The following is an 18,215-nucleotide window of genomic DNA, read 5'->3' as shown; positions in this document are numbered from 1 at the left end:
GGAAACGGACCTGTCGTCAATGCACCTCCTGCCCCGGATCGCCGCAACCCTGCTGACCGTCCTGAGCATGGCCGCCCCCGCGCGCGCCGTCACCTTGCTGCGCGATGCCGATATCGAGAACGCCCTGGGCCAGCTCGCTCGCCCGATCCTGGCGGCGGCGGGGCTGCCCGGCACGATCCAGGTGCTGCTGGTGGATGACAGCGGATATAACGCCTTCGTGGTGGACAGCCGGCACATCTTTGTGACTTCGGGGCTGATGATGAAGCTCGACAGCGCCGCGCAGCTGCAATCGGTGCTGGCGCACGAGGCCGCGCATATCGCCAACGGCCACCTGTCGCGCCGCATGGCCAACGCGCGCGCCGCCAACACCATCGCCGGGCTGGGCATGGCGCTGGCCGCGGCCGCTGCCGTCTCGGGCAACAGTGCCGCCGCGCGCGGGCTGGGGCTGGGCGTGGCTGGCTCGGCGCAACGGGTGTTCTTTGCCCATACCCGCGCCGAGGAAAGCGCCGCCGACGCCTCGGGCCTGCGCTACCTGACCGGCGCCGGGGCCGATCCGCAGGCGTTCTTGCAGGTGCTGGACATCTTTCGCGGGCAGGAACTGGTCTCGGAACTGCGCCAGGACCCTTACGCGCGCACCCATCCGCTGTCGCGCGACCGACTGCGCGCCATCCAGGCCCAGGTGACCGGCGCCCGCGCAGGCAAGCCCGACCCCAAGGCCGACTACTGGTTCGAACGCGCCCAGGGCAAGCTGACCGCCTGGGAACGCCCGCCCAAATGGACCCTGCGCCGCGCGCCCTCGTCACTGACCGAGGATATCCGCCTGATGCGCGAGGCCGTCGCCTATCACCGCAACTCGGACACCACCGGCGCGCTGGCCCGCATCGACGCGCTGGTCGCACAGCGCCCGAAAGACGCCTACGTGCACGACCTGCGCTGCCAGATCCTGCTGGAAAGCCTGAAGGCGCAGGCGTCCGTCGCCGCGTGCAAAACCGCCAGCCAACTGGCCCCCGACAACGCGCTGATCCTGGGCCAGCTGGGCCGCGCGCTGCTGGTGGCCAAGCAACCCAAATCCGCCATCCCCATTCTGGAAAAGGCGCAGCGCCTGGATGACACCAACGCCGCCCTGCTGCGCGACCTGGCCCAGGCCTATGCCCAGACCAAGCAAACCGGCATGGCCTCGGTCGTCACCGCCGAGCGTTATGCCCTGATCGGGCGCCCCCGGGATGCGCTGATTCACGCAAAACGCGCCGAGGGGCTGCTGCCCCGCGGCTCTGCCCCTTGGCTTCGGGCGCAGGATGTGATTTCTGCCTCGGAAGCCGCCGAAACCCAAAGGAATTAGTATGAAACGTCTTCTCGCCTCTGTCGCCCTGATCGCCGCCGCTTTTGCCGCGCCCGCGCAGGCCTTCGACATCACCAACATGTCGGACGAGGAACGAACCGCTTTCCGGGCCGAGGTGCGCGCCTACCTGCTGGACAACCCCGAGGTGATCCTCGAGGCCTACCAGATCTTCGAATCCCGTCAGGCTGAAATTCAGGCCAAGGCCGAACAGCAGATGGTGCAGGCCTATGCCAAGCAGATCTTCGAAGACCCCAACTCGTGGGTGGGCGGCAACCCGGATGGCGACATCGTTCTGGTCGAGTTCATGGATTACCGCTGCGGCTACTGCAAGAAAGCCTTTGACGAGGTGAACCAGCTGCTCGAGGCCGACGGCAACATCCGCTTCATCGTCAAGGAATTCCCGATCCTGGGTGAACAGTCGTTGATGGCCTCTCGCTTTGCCATCGCCACCCGCATGGTCGCCGGCGACGAGGCCTATCACAAGGTCCACGACGCGCTGATGACCTTCAAGGGCAACATCGCCGAGAAATCGCTGGTCCGCATGGCCGACAAGCTGGATCTGGACGGCGACGCCATCCTGGCCAAGATGTCGGCCCCCGAGATCGACAAGATCCTCAGCGACAACCACAACCTGGCGCAGGTGCTGCAGATCAGCGGCACCCCGACCTTCGTTCTGGATAACACCCTGCTGAAGGGCTACGTGCCGCTGGCCAACATGCAAGAACTGGTCGCCGCCGCCCGTGCGGACTAAGGCCATCGCGGTCGTGGCGGCGCTGGTCGCCGCCCCGACCCTTGCGCAGCCGCTGTTCACCGCGGACGAGCGCGCCGCTTTGGGCCGCGAAATCCGCGCGCTGCTGCTGGATCAGCCCGCGCTGGTCGCCCCCGCCTTCGGGGCCGATATGCTACCGCCCAACGCCACCGGCTATGCCGACGAGATCGAGGCCGACCGCACCCTGCTGGCCGATCTGGCCCCGCAGATTTTCGCTTATCCTGTCGCCGGTCCGGACAACGCGCCGAAACTCGCCCTGATCACCGCCCCCGACTGCGACGCCTGCACCGAAATGCAGGCGCAGCTGACTGACGCGGCCAAGGCGGGGCAGCTGGCGCTCTATACCCTGCCGCTGGACAGCGATGCCGCCCGCGCGCTGGGGCTGAACACTGCGCCCAGCTATGTTTTCACGGATATGGTAGTGCGCGGCGACGTCCCCGCCGCCGTGCTGGAAAAATACCTGGCCAAGCGCCGTTAGACGTTCTCGTCCATCACGTCGACCTTGCCATCCTCGATGGCGGCCGCGCGTTTTTCCACTTCTTCGACGATATGGTCGATCATCTTGTCGTTGGACATCTTGTGGCTGGCCTTGCCCGCCAGATAGACCATGCCGCTGCCCGCCCCGCCGCCGGTGAAGCCCACATCGGTCATCAGCGCCTCGCCGGGGCCGTTCACGACGCAGCCGATGATGCTCAGGCTCATGGGCGTCTTGATATGCTCCAGCCGTTTTTCCAGCGCCTCGACGGTCTTGATCACGTCAAACCCCTGCCGTGCGCAGCTGGGGCAGCTGATGATGTTGACGCCCCGATGGCGCAGGCCCAGCGATTTCAGGATCTCGTAGCCGACCTTCACCTCTTCGACCGGGTCCGCCGACAGGCTGACGCGGATCGTGTCGCCGATGCCCATCCACAGCAGGTTCCCCAGCCCGATCGAGGATTTGATCGTCCCCGACATCAGCCCACCCGCCTCGGTGATCCCCAGATGGATGGGGGCATCGGTGCGTTCCGCCAGTTGCTGATAGGCAGCCGCGGCCATGAACACGTCCGAGGCCTTTACCGAAATCTTGAACTCGTGAAAGTCGTTGTCCTGCAGAATGCGGATATGCTCCATCCCCGACTCGACCATCGCGTCGGGGCACGGTTCGCCGTATTTCTCCAGCAGGTGCTTTTCCAAAGAGCCCGCGTTCACCCCGATCCGGATCGAACAGTTATGATCCCGCGCCGCCTGAATCACTTCCTTCACCCGCGCGGGCGAGCCGATATTGCCCGGATTGATCCGCAGACAGGCCGCGCCCGCCTCGGCGGCCTCGATCCCGCGCTTATAGTGGAAATGGATGTCCGCCACGATCGGCACCGGGCTTTCACGCACGATTTCCTTCAGCGCGCGCGCGCTTTCCTGATCGGGCACCGAGACGCGCACGATATCCGCCCCAGCCTCGGCCGAGCGGATCACCTGGTCCAGCGTGCCCTTCACATCCGTGGTCAGCGTGTTGGTCATCGTCTGCACCGAGATCGGCGCATCCCCCCCAACGGCCACGGGGCCCACATGGATTTTCCGGCTTTCGCGGCGATAGATATTGCGCCACGGGCGAACATGGTTCAGCGACATGCGTCCCGTCCTGTGTTGTCGGTTCTGTGGGCTAGATAGCGCCCCCGGCGGGGCGCTTCAATGGCGCTGTCAGTCTGCCTGCGCCACGGTGCGCGCCAAATCCTGATGACTTGTCAGATCGGCCAGCGTGTAGGTGGCGGTCAGGTTCTCGGCGGTCAGCGACAGGTTGCTGGTGACGGTGCCACGCGTGCCCGCCGGGCCGTAGTGCTGGCCGTTCACCGCGAAATAGATCGCGCTCGACTCGCCGACACGCAGGGTGGCGGGGTCTTCGGTCTGAGGCACGGTCCAGCGGTCGCCCGCCTCCATGATGCCCTCGAAAATCACGCTGCCATCGGCCGAGCGCACGCGCACCCAGGCCGGACGCACCGCGACCATCTGCAATTCGGGCGCAGCCTGTTCCACCACCTGCGGCACCGAGGACGGCTCGCGCGGGCTGGCCGCATCGGCGACCTGCACCGGGGCCACGCTCTGGAAGCTGCCGACCTCGTCGGGGTCCAGCGTCGAAATCGGGGCGTCACGCGCCACCATTACCGGCACATCCAGCGCCTGCGGGCGGTACAGACGATCCAGCGCCTCGGCCTGCGGGGTTTGCAGACCGGCACCGGCCACCTGTTGGCCGCCTTGCACACGATTTGCCAGCGGGTCCAGATCGGCCAGCACGTCGGGGGTGTTTTCCACCGGCGCCAAGCGCACGCGCTGCACTTCGTTCAGAACCGTATAGCCGCCGAACCCGATCGAGCCGATCAGCAGCATCAGCACCATGGCCGAGCCGATGGCACCCGGTTCGATGCGCGACAAGAACCCTTCGCGGGCGGGGGCAAACGGCGTGTTGGACCCCATGAAGGGATCGCGCGCCTTCACCGGCGCTGCGACGACATCCTTCTTGCGGATCGAGGACGCCTCGGCAGACATGCCGTGCGCCGTGGCGAACCCGCTTTCGCGGCAGAAATCGGCAAAGGCCTGATCCGGGTCCATCCCCAGGTAACGCGCGTAGGACCGCACGTAGCCAGCGATGAAACCGGGGGTGTCAAAAGCAGTCGGATCGGCGTTCTCGATGGCGGCGATGTAAGAGGCCTTGATGCGCAGCTCTCGCTGCACATCCAGCAGGGATTTCCCCATGGTGGCCCGCTCGCCGCGCATGGCATCACCCAAGCGCAGTTCGAATGCATCAAAGCCTTTCGGCTCTGCCTGCGGATCTTCAACGATACGCGGTGTCCTGCGCCTGATCATCCCCATCCTGCCCTTAAAGCTATTCGCTTACCGAACCAGCTCGATTCGAGACGCGACCTTTCTTTCCTGCAAGCTACCACAACTCAAGGGCAAATGCAGCGGGTTGGGTCTCAGGCAGACATTTCGGCACGATTTAGCTCACACCGCGACCACAGCCCGTCCAGCGCGCGGATCAGGTGATCCATCTCGGACGCCCCATGCACCGGCGACGGGGTAAAGCGCAAACGCTCGGTGCCGCGCGGAACGGTGGGGAAGTTGATCGGCTGCACGTAGACGCCGTAGCCATCCAGCAGCATGTCCGACAGTTTCTTGGTGTGCACCGGGTCGCCCACGATGACCGGAACGATGTGGCTGCCGTGGTCGATGATCGGCAGGCCCAGCCCTTTCAGGCGCAGCTTCAGCTTCTTGGCCTGCTCCTGATGCTTGTCGCGCAGCTTCTGCCCTTCGGAGGTTTTCAGGAACGCAACCGAGGCCGCCGCCCCTGCCGCCAGAACCGGCGCCAGAGAGGTGGTAAAGATGAAGCCCGGCGCGTAGGACCGCACCGCGTCGCACATCTTGGCCGAAGCCGCGATATAACCGCCCATCACGCCGTAAGCCTTGGCCAGGGTGGCGTTGATGATGTCGATGCGGTGCATCAGGCGGTCACGCTCGGCCACGCCCGCGCCGCGGGGGCCGTACATGCCAACGGCGTGCACTTCGTCGATATAGGTCAGGGCGTTGAATTCATCCGCCAGATCGCAGATCGCTTCGATCGGGCCGAAATCGCCATCCATCGAGTAGACCGATTCAAACGCGATCAGCTTGGGCGCTGCGGGATCGTCGGCCGCCAGCAGCTCGCGCAGATGCGCCACATCATTGTGACGGAACACACGCTTGGCCCCACCATTGCGGCGCACCCCTTCGATCATCGAGGCGTGGTTCAGTTCATCCGAATAGATAATCAGGCCCGGGAACAGTTTCGGCAGCGTGCTCAGCGTCGCGTCGTTGGCAATATAGGCGCTGGTGAACAGAAGCGCGGCTTCCTTGCCATGCAGGTCGGCCAGCTCGGCCTCCAGCCGCTTGTGATAGACCGTGGTGCCGCTGATGTTGCGCGTCCCGCCCGAGCCCGCGCCGGTGGCATCCAGCGCCTCGTGCATCGCGGCCAGAACCACGGGGTGCTGCCCCATGCCCAGATAGTCGTTGCCGCACCAGACGGTGATCGGCTGCTCGGACCCGTCGGGCTTGCGCCACATTGCATGCGGGAAGTTGCCGTTCTCACGCTCGATGTCGATGAAGGTCCGATAGCGGCCTTCCTCGTGCAGACGGTTGAGGGCGGTGTCCAGTTGGGCCGAGTAATCCATAGTGGGTATCCTTTGGTCTTCTGTTCGCTGAGGTTACCTCTAGGGATCGCGTCCATGTGATTCCTTGATTTCCGTCAAGTTGCGCCTCTGGACAGTCTCGCGCCCGGTGCTACGCTGCGCGCGGTGAACAAAAGGAGCGACCATGACCCTGGACCCCGTCCTGTCCCGCATCGACGCCGATCTGCCCCAGGCGCTGGACCGCCTGCTGGAACTGCTGCGCATCCCCTCGATCTCGACCGACCCCGCCTATAAGGGCGATTGCCAGACCGCCGCCGACTGGCTGGTCTCGGACCTGCAAAGCATTGGCGTTGCAGCAGAAAAACGCCAGACACCGGGCCATCCGATGGTCGTCGGCCATGTCGAAGGCGACGGCCCCCACATCCTGTTCTACGGCCATTACGACGTGCAGCCGGTGGACCCGCTGAACCTGTGGGACCGCGATCCCTTCGACCCCGCAATCGAGGATGAGAACGGCAAAAAGGTCATCCGCGGGCGTGGATCGTCCGATGACAAGGGCCAGTTGATGACCTTCGTCGAAGCCTGCCGCGCGTGGAAAGAGGTGCACGGCACCCTGCCCTGCAAAATCACCTTCTTCTTCGAAGGAGAGGAGGAATCGGGCTCTCCCTCGCTGATCCCGTTCATGAAAGACAACGCCGCCGAGCTGAAATCCGACATCGCCCTGATCTGCGACACGGGCCTGTTCGGCGACAGCACCCCCGCCATCGTCACCATGCTGCGCGGACTGTTGGGCGAGGATTTCACCATCACCGGCCCCGATCGTGACCTGCACTCGGGCATGTATGGCGGCATCGCGATGAACCCGATCCGCGTGCTGACCCGCATCCTGGCCGACCTGCACGACGAGACCGGTGCGATCACCCTGCCCGGTTTCTACGACGACGTGCCCGAACTGCCCGACGAAGTGCGCGCCCAATGGCAATCGCTGAACTTCGACCACGCGTCCTTCCTGGGTGACGTGGGGCTGAAAGCGCCGGCAGGCGAGCAAGACCGCACCCCGCTGGAGATGATCTGGTCGCGCCCCACCTGCGACGTCAACGGCATCTGGGGCGGCTATACCGGCGCGGGCTTCAAGACCGTGCTGCCCAGCCAGGCCAGCGCCAAGGTCTCGTTCCGTCTGGTGGGCCAGCAGGACCCCGACAAGATCCGCACCGCGTTCCGCTCGTACGTGGAATCGCGCCTGCCCGAAGGGTTCACCATCGAATACCGCGCCGACAAGGGCTCTCCGGCGTCGCAAATGTCCATCGACAACCCGATGTTCGACAAGGCCCGGCTGGCGCTGTCCGACGAATGGCCCAACGCGGCGGCCTATGTGGGCTGTGGTGGGTCAATCCCGATTGCGGGGTATTTCAAGGACATCCTGGGCACCGACGCGATGCTGATCGGATTCGGGAAAGATGACGACCAGATCCATTCGCCGAATGAAAAGTACGATCTGTCGAGTTTCCATCATGGAATCCGGTCCTGGGCACGCATCCTGGAGGCGTTGACGCGATAAGGAAAGGCTGGGGGCGCTGCCCCCAGACCCCCGGGATATTTGGAAAAAGAAGAAGGGAGGGCCGCGTGCAGGGATTTCAGGACGGGATTGCCGAGGTGAACGGGGCGCGGATCGCCTATTCGGTCGGTGGCGAGGGGCCGCCGGTTCTGTTGCTGCACGGGTTTCCGCAGACGCGCGCGATGTGGACGCATATCGCGCCGGTTCTGGCAGAGCGGTTCACCGTGGTTTGCGCGGATTTGCGCGGCTATGGGGCGTCCTCGAAGCCTGAGGCGGTGGCGGACTGTTCGTTCCGCGCGATGGCGGCGGACCAGGTGGCGTTGATGGCGACGTTGGGGTTTGCGCGGTTTCACGCGGTCGGCCATGATCGGGGCGCGCGGACGGTGCATCGGATGGCGTTGGATCATCCGAATGCGGTGCAGTCGGTGACGCTGATGGACATCGTGCCGACGCATTTGTTGCTGGACCAACTTTCACAACAGGTCGCAAAGGCTTATTATCACTGGTTTTTCCTGGCTCAGCCTGCGCCATTCCCCGAGCGTTTGATCGCTGCGGACCCGGATTACTATTTCGAAAGCTGCTTGCTGGGCTGGGGTGCCGCCAAGCTTGCGGATTTCGATCCCGACCTGCTGGCGCAGTACCGCGCAGCCTGGCGTGACCCCGATACGATCCGCGGCATGTGCAACGATTACCGTGCCGCGCTGGAGGTGGATTTCGCGCTGGACGACGCCGATCTGGAGCGGGTGATCGAGGCGCCTGCGCTGATCCTCTATGGCGCGGACGGGGCGATGGCGCGGGCCTATGACGTGCCCGGCACATGGCGCTGGCGCTGTGCGAAGATGCAGGCGGCGGGCGTTCCGGGGGGGCATTTCTTTCCCGACACCGCGCCACAGCAGACCGCAAACGCAGTTTTGCGTTTTCTGACAAAGCTTTAGACGGTGCCGTTAAACCGCTCTGGCAGCACGAACTGCAGCTGATAGTCGGGCCGGTCAAAGGCATAGAACCCGGTCTCGCCGCGCGGGCCAAAGCTGCGCTGCATTTTCTTGCGATAGGGGCGCATGTCGAAGCCCTCGACCATCTCCAACGCGGCGAATCCGTCGAACAGGGCGCGATCCTCGCCGCGCGCCTCGGCGAACCAGTGCCTGCCGATCGCGGCCTCTTGCACGCTCATCCCTTCGGTCACCGCATTGCGCCGGTTCATCGCCGAGACATATTCCTCGAAATCGCAGAATTTCAGGTGCAGCAGGTACAGGCAATCCGGCGTAAACAGCTGATCGAACTGGGTAAAATGGCCTCCGCGCGCGATCTTGGTGCCCACCGACACGATGCAGGGTTTCGAGTAATGCGGCGCCAGACGCACATGCCTGCGCGGGCCCAGAACGGCGCCTTCGATCGGCGCATCCTCCTGGTCGATCCGGTGGATCACCTCCAGCCCCATCGGCGTCAGCACGCGCCCCTTGCGGGCCTGCTGCAAAAACTCCAGCAGGCTGCGCCCATCGGCGGGGTCGATCACCACCAGCTCGTCGATATCGCCGACGATGACGTGGGTGTAATAGCCGCGCAGCCCGTTCACCAGGTTGTTCAGCAGCCGCCACCGCTTCATGTCAAAGTTCTTCTGCGCCTCGCCCGGAATGCCGATGATGTTGCAGCCCTCGGCCAGCCTGGCCACGTCCTCTCCGCGTCCGTGGTTGATGATGTACAGGTTTTCGCGCCCGAACTGCGCGCCGTAATGGGCCAGCCAGATCTTCAGGAAAAACAGGTCGTCCCGCACCATGGTGACGACCGCAACGGTGGACTGCATGAGGCGCCTTCTGCTCTACTGCCTTTCGGGAACCCTAACCATTTTGTAGGTACAAGAGAATCGATTTCTGGACCGTTACCCGATGCTGCCTGACACCTTCGCCAAATCCGGCCTTATGATCCGCCCCGGCGCACAGCCGCCGACGCGGTTCCAGGTGCTGGGCGAACGCAGCAGCGGCACCAACTACCTCAAGCGTCTGCTGGGCCGTAACACCCCCCTGACCCCAAGCGAGGCGCTGGGATGGAAACACGGCCATATCCAGACCCTGGCGATCCCACGCGACATGCTGGTGGTGGTCTCGCTACGCAACGCCGCCGATTGGGCGCTGTCGATGTTCGCCAAGCCCTGGCACACGCCGCCCGACATGCAGGCGCTGCCCTTCATGGATTTCCTGCAGGCACCGTGGGACACTATCGTGGACCACCCGAAATACTTCGCCAATGCCGGGCCACTGATGGTGGGCCAGCCACTGCAACAAGACCGCGATCCCCTGACCGGCCTGCCCTACGCCAATCTTTGCGCCCTGCGCACCGGGAAACTGCACAGCCACCTCAGCCTGCTGAACCGAGGCTGCGCCCTGCTCATCGCCCGCCATGAAACCGTGCTGGCCGACCCCGCCGCCTTTCTGGCCACCCTGCGTAACACCCTGCACCTGCCGACGCCCGACACCCCGCTGCGCCCCGTCGTCAAGCGCCTCGGCACCCGCTTCAATGCCGCCGCCCCGCGCCCGCCGCATCCCGGCCAACTCCCGCCCGAGGCCCTTGCCTACCTGCGCGCACATCTGGACCTGCCGCTCGAATCCTCGCTCGGCTACACCTACTGACTTCTTCTTTTTGAAAATATCCCGGGGGAGTCGCGCCCCGCACGACGGGGGCAGCGCCCCCTCAGCCCTTCCGGCTCAGCTCCCGCACGCCTTTCAGCGCGGCCAGCAGCCACGGCAGCCCGTGAAACAGCAGATCAAAGATGTCGATCGGTTTGACCAGCGTCCCCGTCACCAGCATCTTCAGCTTTTCCCAGACATGCGGCTCGGGCACGAACGGCGCCATACCTAGCGTCGCGCACACCAAGATCACCGTGGTCCAGGAAATGGCGTCCAGGCGATGCATCTTGCTTTCCTTACGAGGGGGGGGAAAAGTGGCGCGGTTGACGGGGCTCGAACCCGCGACCCCCGGCGTGACAGGCCGGTACTCTAACCAACTGAGCTACAACCGCGCATTTTCAGCATCGGACTTTTGATCGGACAGCGGTGGCGCGGTTGACGGGGCTCGAACCCGCGACCCCCGGCGTGACAGGCCGGTACTCTAACCAACTGAGCTACAACCGCTCGCTGCCCGCTCAAAACGTCCTGAGCGTGAGGGGGTGTTTATGCGCAGCGGTGGCGGGCGTCAAGCGCCTCTGACCCGAATTTTCGCAAATAATTCATCACGCGGTTTTGGGTGGTTTTGGCCCCCAAACGACTCGTACGAAAACCGGGGAAAATCTTACAATCGCGGGACATGCGTTGCGCCTGTGTCGGTTTGCGCGCCCGCCTGTTTGACCGAAAATTAGGCATTCCCCACAAAGCGGCGAAAAAACATGCACGAATAAGGGGGGCAAGCCTGTCTGTCACCAGACCGGCACGTTACCGTATTAGCGGAACCATAGCGGGAACCAGACCACAAGTGTTTGTAATCATAGGAAAATGGTGGGTGATGAGAGACTCGAACTCCCGACATCTTCGGTGTAAACGAAGCGCTCTACCAACTGAGCTAATCACCCGTGGCGCTCCTGTTACCCAAAGCCCGCGCGGGGTGCAAGCCCATTGACGTACGCCCCCGCCGCAATTGTGTTCACCGACCTGGATGGCACCCTTCTGGATCATCACAGCTATGACTATTCTGCCGCAATTCCGGCGCTGAACCTGCTGAAATCACTTGATATTCCTGTCGTTCTGGCCAGCTCCAAAACCGCGGCCGAGCTTGCCCCCTTGCGCGCCGAACTCGGATTGGTGGCCTGTCCCGCGATCGTCGAAAACGGCGCCGGCGTGCTGCAACCCCACGAATCCGCCGACACGATTCAGTCCGAGGACTACGCCTACATCCGCGCGACGCTTGACCAGTCTCCAGTTGAATTACGCCAGTATTTCAACGGGTTCGGAGACATTTCTGATGTAGAAGTCGCCCAAATCACCGGTCTCCCCCTCGCCAACGCCCGCCTGGCCCGGCAGCGCTGCTTCTCGGAACCCGGACTGTGGACTGGCACCAACCAGCAACGCGAAACATTCCTCGCGCACCTCGCCGACCACGACATCAGCGCCCGTCAAGGCGGCCGCTTCCTGACCCTGAGCCGTGGGAAAACCAAGGCGGATCATTTGGCAAGCATATGTAATCGCTACGGAAATCCAAAGGTGATCGCGCTCGGCGATGCGCCCAATGACCTTGAGATGTTGCTGGCGGCGGACATCCCGGTGCTGATCCGCAATCCCGACGCCGCCCCCCTCAGCGGCCTGACCGCCCCCCAAAACGCCCGTCTGATGCGCAGCACCCTGACCGGCCCCGCTGGTTGGAACGAGATGATCCAGAAAATCGTCCCAACCCTGACCCATTCCCAAGAAGGAGACTGATCCCAGTGGCGGATTTTCATCAGAACGGCAACATCACGACCCTACACAACCTGCGCACCAACGACTCCGCCAGCCTGAGCCGCGACCTGCAATCCTTTGCTACGTCACGAAAAATTTCCTTGATCCTGCCCTCTCTGTTCTCGGAATTAGAGGGCGACGCCCTGCCCAACATCCTGCACGAGCTGGCGCAGGTGCCCTATCTGCACCGCATCATCATCGGCCTGGACCGCGCCAATGAAGAGCAGTTCCGCTCTGCCAAGCAGTTCTTTTCACGCCTGCCGCAGCAGCACATCGTCATCTGGAACGACAGCCCCCGCATGCAAGCCATCGACGCCCGCCTGGCCGGCCTCGGCCTGGGCCCGTGCGAGCCGGGCAAGGGCAAGAATGTCTGGTCCTGCCTTGGCTACCTGATGGCCTGTCAGGACAGCGCCGTCGTGGCGATTCATGATTGTGACATCGTGACTTACGAGAAGGACATGCTGGCCCGACTGGTCTATCCGGTGGCCAATCCGAACTTCCCCTACCAGGTCTCCAAGGGCTTTTACCCGCGCATCGGCGACGGCAAAATCAACGGCCGCGTCAGCCGGATGCTGGTCTCGCCGATCCTGATCGCGCTGAAAAAGGTGATTGGGGACCGCGATTACATCGATTTCCTACGCTCGTTCCGCTATCCGCTGTCCGGCGAATTCGCCATGCGCACCTCGATCCTGCCGGATTTGCGGATGCCATCGGACTGGGGGCTGGAAATCGGCCTGCTGTCCGAAGCTTGGCGCAATCTGGCGCGCAAATCGGTCTGTCAGGTGGAAATCGCGGACAATTATGACCACAAGCATCAGGATCTCTCGCCCGAGGACAAATCGACCGGCCTCAGCCGCATGTCGATCGACATCTGCAAGTCGATTTTCCGCAAGCTGGCCACCGATGGCACCGTTTTCACCGAGGAAACCTTTCGCACGCTGAAAGCCACCTACTACCGTACCGCATTGGATTTGCTGGAGGATTTCTATCACGACGCCCGCATGAACGGACTGACCGTCGACCGCCACCAAGAAGAACGCAGCGTCGAGATGTTCGCCGAGAACATCACCTTGGCTGGCCGCATCTACCTGGAAAACCCCGCCGAGACTCCCTTCATTCCGACCTGGGCACGCGTTCACGCGGCCGATCCGGACCTGATGCGCGACCGCAAGGCCGCGGCCGAGCTGGACTATGCCGAGATCAGCTGATCACGCCCGATTGCTGATCCAGCGGCATTGATAGGGGGCGAAACTGATTTCAGGGCTGGCGGGGTCGATCCGCTGGCCGCTGAGCAGGTCGATCCAGTCCTCTCCGTCGATCAGGTTGATCGTTTGAGGCGAGATCGTCAGCATATCCGCGCTGACGTTGTGCAGCGCGAAAATCGACTGGTCACGCTCCAGACTTTGCCGCCAGATGCCGAAAATCCGCGCGTCTCCGTGCAGGGTGAATTGCGTGGCATTGGGGTGGAACGCGGGCTGTTTACGCCGGATGGTCATGCGCCGCAGAAGTTCGGTCATCACGCGGGCCTGATCACTTTCGGGGTCGGCCAGCGCAGTGTTCAACACGCTATAATCCCAGCGATGCCGGTTAATCGCGCGATTATGCCCTGACTTTTCAATGCCTTCCAAGTCGTTCTTCGTGCCCAGAAGCGCGTGAATATAGATCGCGGGTATCCCTTCCAGCGCCATAACCAGCGTCTGGCTGGCCATGAATCGGTCGAATTGCCAGCCGTCGGGGCCGGCGAACGTGCCCTTCATCGCCTCGTACCAGGTGATGTTCAGCTCATACGGTGCCTCGCCTCCGCCCGGCAGCGCCCGCATCGAAACGCGCCCGCCGAAATCGCGCACCGACTGGATGACCTGAGCGATGGCGTCACTGCTCAGCAGCCCCTCGGCGGGGCGCATGCCGATGCCGTCATGGCTGGCGGTGAAGTTCAGGTAAGCGCAGCCCATTTGCGCGGGTGGCATCGCGCCTTGCCAACGATTTAGCACCTCGGCGGTGCCAGACAGCATTGCGTGCAGCACCAGGGGCGGCAGAGAGAAGTTGTAGACCGCGTGCGCCTCGTTCCGGTTGCCGAAATAGGACAGGTTCTCGGCCTTGGGCACGTTGGTTTCGGTCAGCAGGATCACCGGTTCTACCGCGTAATCAGCCAGCAGACGCATCAGCCGCACTATCGCATGGGTCTGCGGCAGGTGGATCGAGGTCGTGCCGATCTGTTTCCACAGAAACGCCACCGCATCCAGCCGGATGATCCGCACGCCCTTGTCGATATGCAGGCGCATGACCCGAAAAAATTCCAGCAAAACCTGTGGGTTACGGAAATCCAGATCGACCTGATCGTGGCTGAACGTGCACCAGACATGACGCGTGCCGTTGGCGGTTTCGACCTCGCGCAGCAAGGGATGGGTGCGCGGGCGGACGGTGCTGGACAGGTCGTCGGTCGGCTCGGCCTCGAAAAAGAAGCGGTCAAACGGCTGGTGCCCCTGCAGGTAGGCGTTGAACCACATCGACTGGCTCGAAACGTGGTTCAGCACCAAATCCGACATCAGCTTGAACTCGGCCCCGATGCGGGAAATGTCGGCCCAGTCGCCCAGCACCGGGTTCACCGCGCGATAATCCGTCACCGCGAAACCATCGTCCGAGGTGTAGGGAAAGAACGGCAGGATATGCACCCCGTCGATCACGCCCTTCAGATGCCGTCCAAGGAAATCATGCAGCAGATCCAGCGGCTTATGCTGCCCGTCCACGATTGAATTGCCATAGGTGATCAACAGCGAGTCGCGCTCGGACCATTGGTTGTTGCCCGGCACACGGCCGCGTTTACGGCGATGGGCGCCGTCGGGCCAGAATGCCTCGATCACCTGGCTGGACAGGATCGTGCAATCGAGGTCGGGATAGATCTGCTCTAGCAGAGCGGCGAGTTTCAGGCTGAAGGACTGGTTCTGTGCGGCCATGGATCAACGTCTTTTCCCCTGTTTTGCCCGCCTCAGGGGCAACGAGGCAACCCGCAGGGCCCGATCCGGCGCCAAATGTCCGAAAACCCGTCATGACTGCCCAAGGACCGGGCAAACCGCGCAAAAGAAAAACGCGCCTCACGTGGGGCGCGTTTTCGGGAATAATGGTGGGTGATAAGAGATTCGAACTCCTGACATCTTCGATGTGAACGAAGCGCTCTACCACTGAGCTAATCACCCGGTAGCGCGGCTTTTAGACTCTGGCGCGGTGATGTGCAAGAGGCTTCGGCCCGCCTTTCCGACGTTTTTGCGACAAAAGAAAAGGCGCCGCAAAGGGCGCCTTTTCGATCGGTTTCGCAGGTTTAGTGGGCCACGGCCCCTGCCCCGGTTTTCTGCGCCAGGGCGGCGGCTGCGGCGGCCTCTTCGGCCTCCTCATCCCATTCCACCGGCTCGGGCGCGCGGACAAGGGCAAGCTTCAGAACCTCGCTGACATGGGTCACGGGAATGATCTTCAGCCCTTCCTTCACGTTGTCCGGAATATCGGCCAGGTCTTTCTCGTTCTCCTCGGGGATCAGCACGGTGGTGATCCCGCCGCGCAGGGCGGCCAGCAGTTTTTCCTTCAGCCCGCCGATGGCAGTAGCGTTGCCGCGCAGGGTGACCTCGCCCGTCATGGCGATGTCCTTGCGCACCGGGATGCCCGTCAGGACCGAGACAATGCCCGTCACCATCGCCAGACCCGCCGAGGGGCCATCCTTGGGCGTCGCCCCGTCCGGCACGTGGACGTGGATGTCCCACTTGTCGAACTTGGGCGGCTTTACCCCGATCTGCGGCGCGATCGAGCGCACGTAGGAACTGGCCGCGTCGATGGATTCCTTCATCACTTCGCCCAGTTTCCCGGTGGTCTTCATCCGGCCCTTGCCCGGCAGGCGCAGCGCCTCGATCTGCAACAGATCACCACCGACCGAGGTCCAGGCCAGCCCGGTCACGACACCGACCTGATCTTCCTTCTCGGCCAGGCCGTAGCGGAATTTCTTCACGCCCAGGAAGTTGTCGATGTTTTCATCCGTCACCGTGACATGCTTGGCCTCGGACTTGACGATCTGCGTCACCGCCTTGCGGGCCAGCTTGCCGATCTCGCGCTCCAGGTTCCGTACGCCCGCCTCGCGGGTGTAACGCTGGATGATCTCGTTCAGCGCACCGTCGGTGACCTCGAACTCGCCCTTGCGCAGGCCGTGGTTCTTGATCTGCTTGGGCACCAAGTGCTGTTTCGCGATCTCGCGCTTTTCGTCCTCGGTGTAGCCGGCCAGCGAAATGATCTCCATCCGGTCCAGCAGCGGCCCCGGCATGTTGTACGAGTTCGCCGTGGTCAGGAACATCACGTTCGACAGGTCATACTCGACCTCCAGATAGTGATCGACGAAGGTCGAGTTCTGTTCCGGGTCCAGCACCTCCAGCATCGCGCTGGCCGGGTCGCCTCGGAAATCCTGGCCCATCTTGTCGATTTCATCCAGCAGGATCAGCGGGTTGGTCGTCTTCGCCTTTTTCAGCGCCTGAACGATCTTACCGGGCATCGAGCCGATATAGGTCCGGCGGTGGCCGCGGATTTCACTTTCGTCGCGCACACCACCCAGCGAGATGCGAATGAATTCGCGCCCCGTGGCCTTGGCAACCGACTTGCCCAAGCTGGTCTTACCCACACCCGGAGGGCCAACGAGGCACAGGATCGGCCCCTTCAGCTTGGCCGAGCGTTGCTGCACCGCCAGGTACTCGACGATCCGCTCCTTGACCTTTTCCAGCCCGTAATGATCGGCATCCAGCACGGCTTGCGCCTTGTGCAGGTCCTTTTTGACGCGCGAGCGCGTGCCCCACGGAATGCCCAGCAACCAGTCCAGATAGTTGCGCACGACGGTCGCCTCGGCGCTCATCGGGCTCATGTTCTTGAGCTTCTTGACCTCGGCCTCGGCCTTCTCGCGCGCTTCTTTGGATAGTTCGGTCTTGGCGACCTTCTCTTCCAGCTCGGCGATCTCGTTCGCGCCGTCCTCGCCGTCGCCCAACTCCTTCTGAATGGCCTTCATCTGCTCATTCAGATAGTACTCGCGCTGGGTGCGCTCCATCTGCGATTTCACGCGGGTCTTGATCTTCTTCTCGACCTGCAGCACGGACATTTCGCCCTGCATCAGGCCATAGACCTTTTCCAGCCGCTCGCTGATTTCCAGCGTTTCCAGCAGCTCTTGCTTCTGGGCAACCTCGATCCCCAGATGGCCGGCCACCAGATCGGCCAGCTTGGCCGGCTCAGTGGTTTCCGAGACGGCGACCAGCGCCTCCTCGGGGATGTTCTTCTTGACCTTGGCATAGCGCTCGAACTCGGTCGCGACAGTGCGCAGCAGCGCCTTGATTGCCGCAGGATCACCCTCGGCCTCAGGCAGAAATTCGGCCCGCGCCTCGAAGAACGAGTCATTGTCCAGGAATTCAGTGATCTGCACGCGCGCCTGCCCCTCGACCAGCACCTTCACAGTGCCATCGGGCAGTTTCAGCAGCTGCAGGACATTGGCCAGCACACCGGTGCGATAGATCCCCTCCGCCGAAGGATCGTCCACCGACGGGTCGATCTGGCTGGACAGCAGGATCTGCTTGTCATCCTTCATCACCTCTTCCAGCGCGCGCACGGATTTGTCGCGCCCCACGAACAGCGGCACGATCATATGCGGAAACACGACGATGTCGCGCAGTGGCAGGACGGGATAGGATGCGTTGAGAGGCTCTTGCATACGTCTTCCTTAGTTCTTGGCAAATCCGCACCGGCCCCGACCATCGGCAACCACGGCAGACTCCGTTTCCTGTTGATTAATCTGGGGCGGTCCGACCCGGAATTCAACCATGTCACAGTTTTCTGACACCATGGTGCCAAAGCCCGTTCACAGGGGCAAGGCAACAACGCCGCCATTTCCTGTCAAATGGGGCAAATTCGGCGCAACGCCACAAATTGCGCCCCCTCTGGCCGCCCTACCTACCAGATAAGCCATCCCGGGCGCCCCGCCCCT

The 18,215-nt window shown here is 63.1% G+C and carries 15 protein-coding genes and 4 tRNA genes; 8 read left to right on the top strand and 11 right to left on the bottom strand.

Features of this window, described 5'->3' with window-relative positions; genetic code table 11:
• The first annotated feature begins 19 nt into the window (after window positions 1-19).
• The 3 genes from E7681_RS07475 to E7681_RS07465 are packed head-to-tail and all read left to right on the top strand — an operon-like array spanning window position 20 to window position 2,586.
• Complete coding sequence (locus E7681_RS07475; protein WP_136338648.1) at window positions 20-1,339, top strand: M48 family metalloprotease; 1,320 nt, start codon at window positions 20-22, stop codon at window positions 1,337-1,339.
• A gap of 1 nt (window position 1,340) precedes the next feature.
• Window positions 1,341-2,090 carry a DsbA family protein gene (locus tag E7681_RS07470; protein WP_136338647.1) on the top strand — a complete coding sequence of 250 codons (750 nt, stop codon included), beginning with the start codon at window positions 1,341-1,343 and terminating at the stop codon, window positions 2,088-2,090.
• Window positions 2,080-2,586, top strand: coding sequence for a hypothetical protein (locus E7681_RS07465; RefSeq protein WP_136338646.1), 507 nt, complete (start codon window positions 2,080-2,082; stop codon window positions 2,584-2,586). Before E7681_RS07470 ends, E7681_RS07465 begins: the two co-directional genes overlap by 11 nt.
• Here the strand turns inward: E7681_RS07465 and ispG are convergent.
• From ispG to hemA, 3 genes are all read right to left on the bottom strand, one after another.
• Window positions 2,583-3,716: a flavodoxin-dependent (E)-4-hydroxy-3-methylbut-2-enyl-diphosphate synthase gene (ispG, locus tag E7681_RS07460; RefSeq protein ID WP_136338645.1), complete on the bottom strand. Its 1,134-nt coding sequence runs from the start codon at window positions 3,714-3,716 to the stop codon at window positions 2,583-2,585. The genes E7681_RS07465 and ispG overlap by 4 nt on opposite strands.
• A 69-nt stretch (window positions 3,717-3,785) precedes the next feature.
• Window positions 3,786-4,946: a helix-turn-helix domain-containing protein gene (locus E7681_RS07455; RefSeq protein WP_136338644.1), complete on the bottom strand. Its 1,161-nt coding sequence runs from the start codon at window positions 4,944-4,946 to the stop codon at window positions 3,786-3,788.
• A 110-nt stretch (window positions 4,947-5,056) separates the two neighbouring features.
• Entirely contained in the window at window positions 5,057-6,286 is a 1,230-nt protein-coding gene (hemA, locus tag E7681_RS07450) for a 5-aminolevulinate synthase (RefSeq protein WP_136338643.1), read from the bottom strand.
• 142 nt (window positions 6,287-6,428) lie between these two features.
• Here hemA and E7681_RS07445 point away from each other — a divergent pair, with 142 nt between their 5' ends.
• Complete coding sequence (locus E7681_RS07445; protein ID WP_136338642.1) at window positions 6,429-7,802, top strand: M20/M25/M40 family metallo-hydrolase; 1,374 nt, start codon at window positions 6,429-6,431, stop codon at window positions 7,800-7,802.
• A 65-nt stretch (window positions 7,803-7,867) separates the two neighbouring features.
• The gene (locus E7681_RS07440; protein WP_136338641.1) at window positions 7,868-8,734 is read left to right on the top strand and encodes an alpha/beta fold hydrolase; all 867 of its coding nucleotides are present in this window, start codon (window positions 7,868-7,870) and stop codon (window positions 8,732-8,734) included.
• On the opposite strand, the gene E7681_RS07435 is transcribed toward E7681_RS07440, so the two are convergent.
• Window positions 8,731-9,600 carry a glycosyltransferase family 2 protein gene (locus tag E7681_RS07435; protein ID WP_136338640.1) on the bottom strand — a complete coding sequence of 290 codons (870 nt, stop codon included), beginning with the start codon at window positions 9,598-9,600 and terminating at the stop codon, window positions 8,731-8,733. The genes E7681_RS07440 and E7681_RS07435 overlap by 4 nt on opposite strands.
• A gap of 82 nt (window positions 9,601-9,682) precedes the next feature.
• Here E7681_RS07435 and E7681_RS07430 point away from each other — a divergent pair, with 82 nt between their 5' ends.
• The gene (locus tag E7681_RS07430) at window positions 9,683-10,423 is read left to right on the top strand and encodes a hypothetical protein (protein WP_136338639.1); all 741 of its coding nucleotides are present in this window, start codon (window positions 9,683-9,685) and stop codon (window positions 10,421-10,423) included.
• Between the two features lie 61 nt (window positions 10,424-10,484).
• Here the strand turns inward: E7681_RS07430 and E7681_RS07425 are convergent, their stop codons facing one another.
• The 4 genes from E7681_RS07425 to E7681_RS07410 form a co-directional block, all read right to left on the bottom strand.
• A complete protein-coding gene (locus E7681_RS07425; RefSeq protein ID WP_136338638.1) occupies window positions 10,485-10,706 on the bottom strand; it encodes an RND transporter in 222 nt (73 codons plus the stop codon).
• Between the two features lie 29 nt (window positions 10,707-10,735).
• Window positions 10,736-10,812, bottom strand: a tRNA-Asp gene (locus tag E7681_RS07420).
• Between the two features lie 35 nt (window positions 10,813-10,847).
• Window positions 10,848-10,924 (bottom strand) — tRNA-Asp (locus E7681_RS07415).
• A gap of 358 nt (window positions 10,925-11,282) precedes the next feature.
• Window positions 11,283-11,358: transfer RNA gene (locus tag E7681_RS07410), tRNA-Val, on the bottom strand.
• Window positions 11,359-11,425: 67 nt separating this feature from the next.
• Here E7681_RS07410 and E7681_RS07405 point away from each other — a divergent pair.
• Entirely contained in the window at window positions 11,426-12,202 is a 777-nt protein-coding gene (locus tag E7681_RS07405) for an HAD-IIB family hydrolase (RefSeq protein WP_342777053.1), read from the top strand.
• Window positions 12,203-12,207: 5 nt separating this feature from the next.
• Entirely contained in the window at window positions 12,208-13,428 is a 1,221-nt protein-coding gene (locus tag E7681_RS07400) for a glycosyltransferase family protein (protein ID WP_136338636.1), read from the top strand.
• Here the strand turns inward: E7681_RS07400 and E7681_RS07395 are convergent, their stop codons facing one another.
• The 3 genes from E7681_RS07395 to lon all read right to left on the bottom strand — a co-directional run bounded on the left by E7681_RS07395 (window position 13,429) and on the right by lon (window position 17,942).
• Window positions 13,429-15,174, bottom strand: a complete 1,746-nt coding sequence (locus tag E7681_RS07395; RefSeq protein ID WP_136338635.1) for a sugar phosphorylase — start codon at window positions 15,172-15,174, stop codon at window positions 13,429-13,431. It lies immediately after the preceding gene.
• Window positions 15,175-15,339: 165 nt separating this feature from the next.
• Window positions 15,340-15,414, bottom strand: a tRNA-Val gene (locus E7681_RS07390).
• Window positions 15,415-15,536: 122 nt separating this feature from the next.
• Entirely contained in the window at window positions 15,537-17,942 is a 2,406-nt protein-coding gene (lon, locus tag E7681_RS07385; protein WP_136338634.1) for an endopeptidase La, read from the bottom strand.
• Window positions 17,943-18,215: the final 273 nt, after the last annotated feature.

The organism is Thalassobius vesicularis, assembly GCF_004799325.1.
Taxonomy (GTDB): domain Bacteria; phylum Pseudomonadota; class Alphaproteobacteria; order Rhodobacterales; family Rhodobacteraceae; genus Thalassobius; species Thalassobius vesicularis.
Note: the sequence above shows the minus strand (reverse complement) of the source record. Positions and strands in the feature narration are given on the sequence as shown.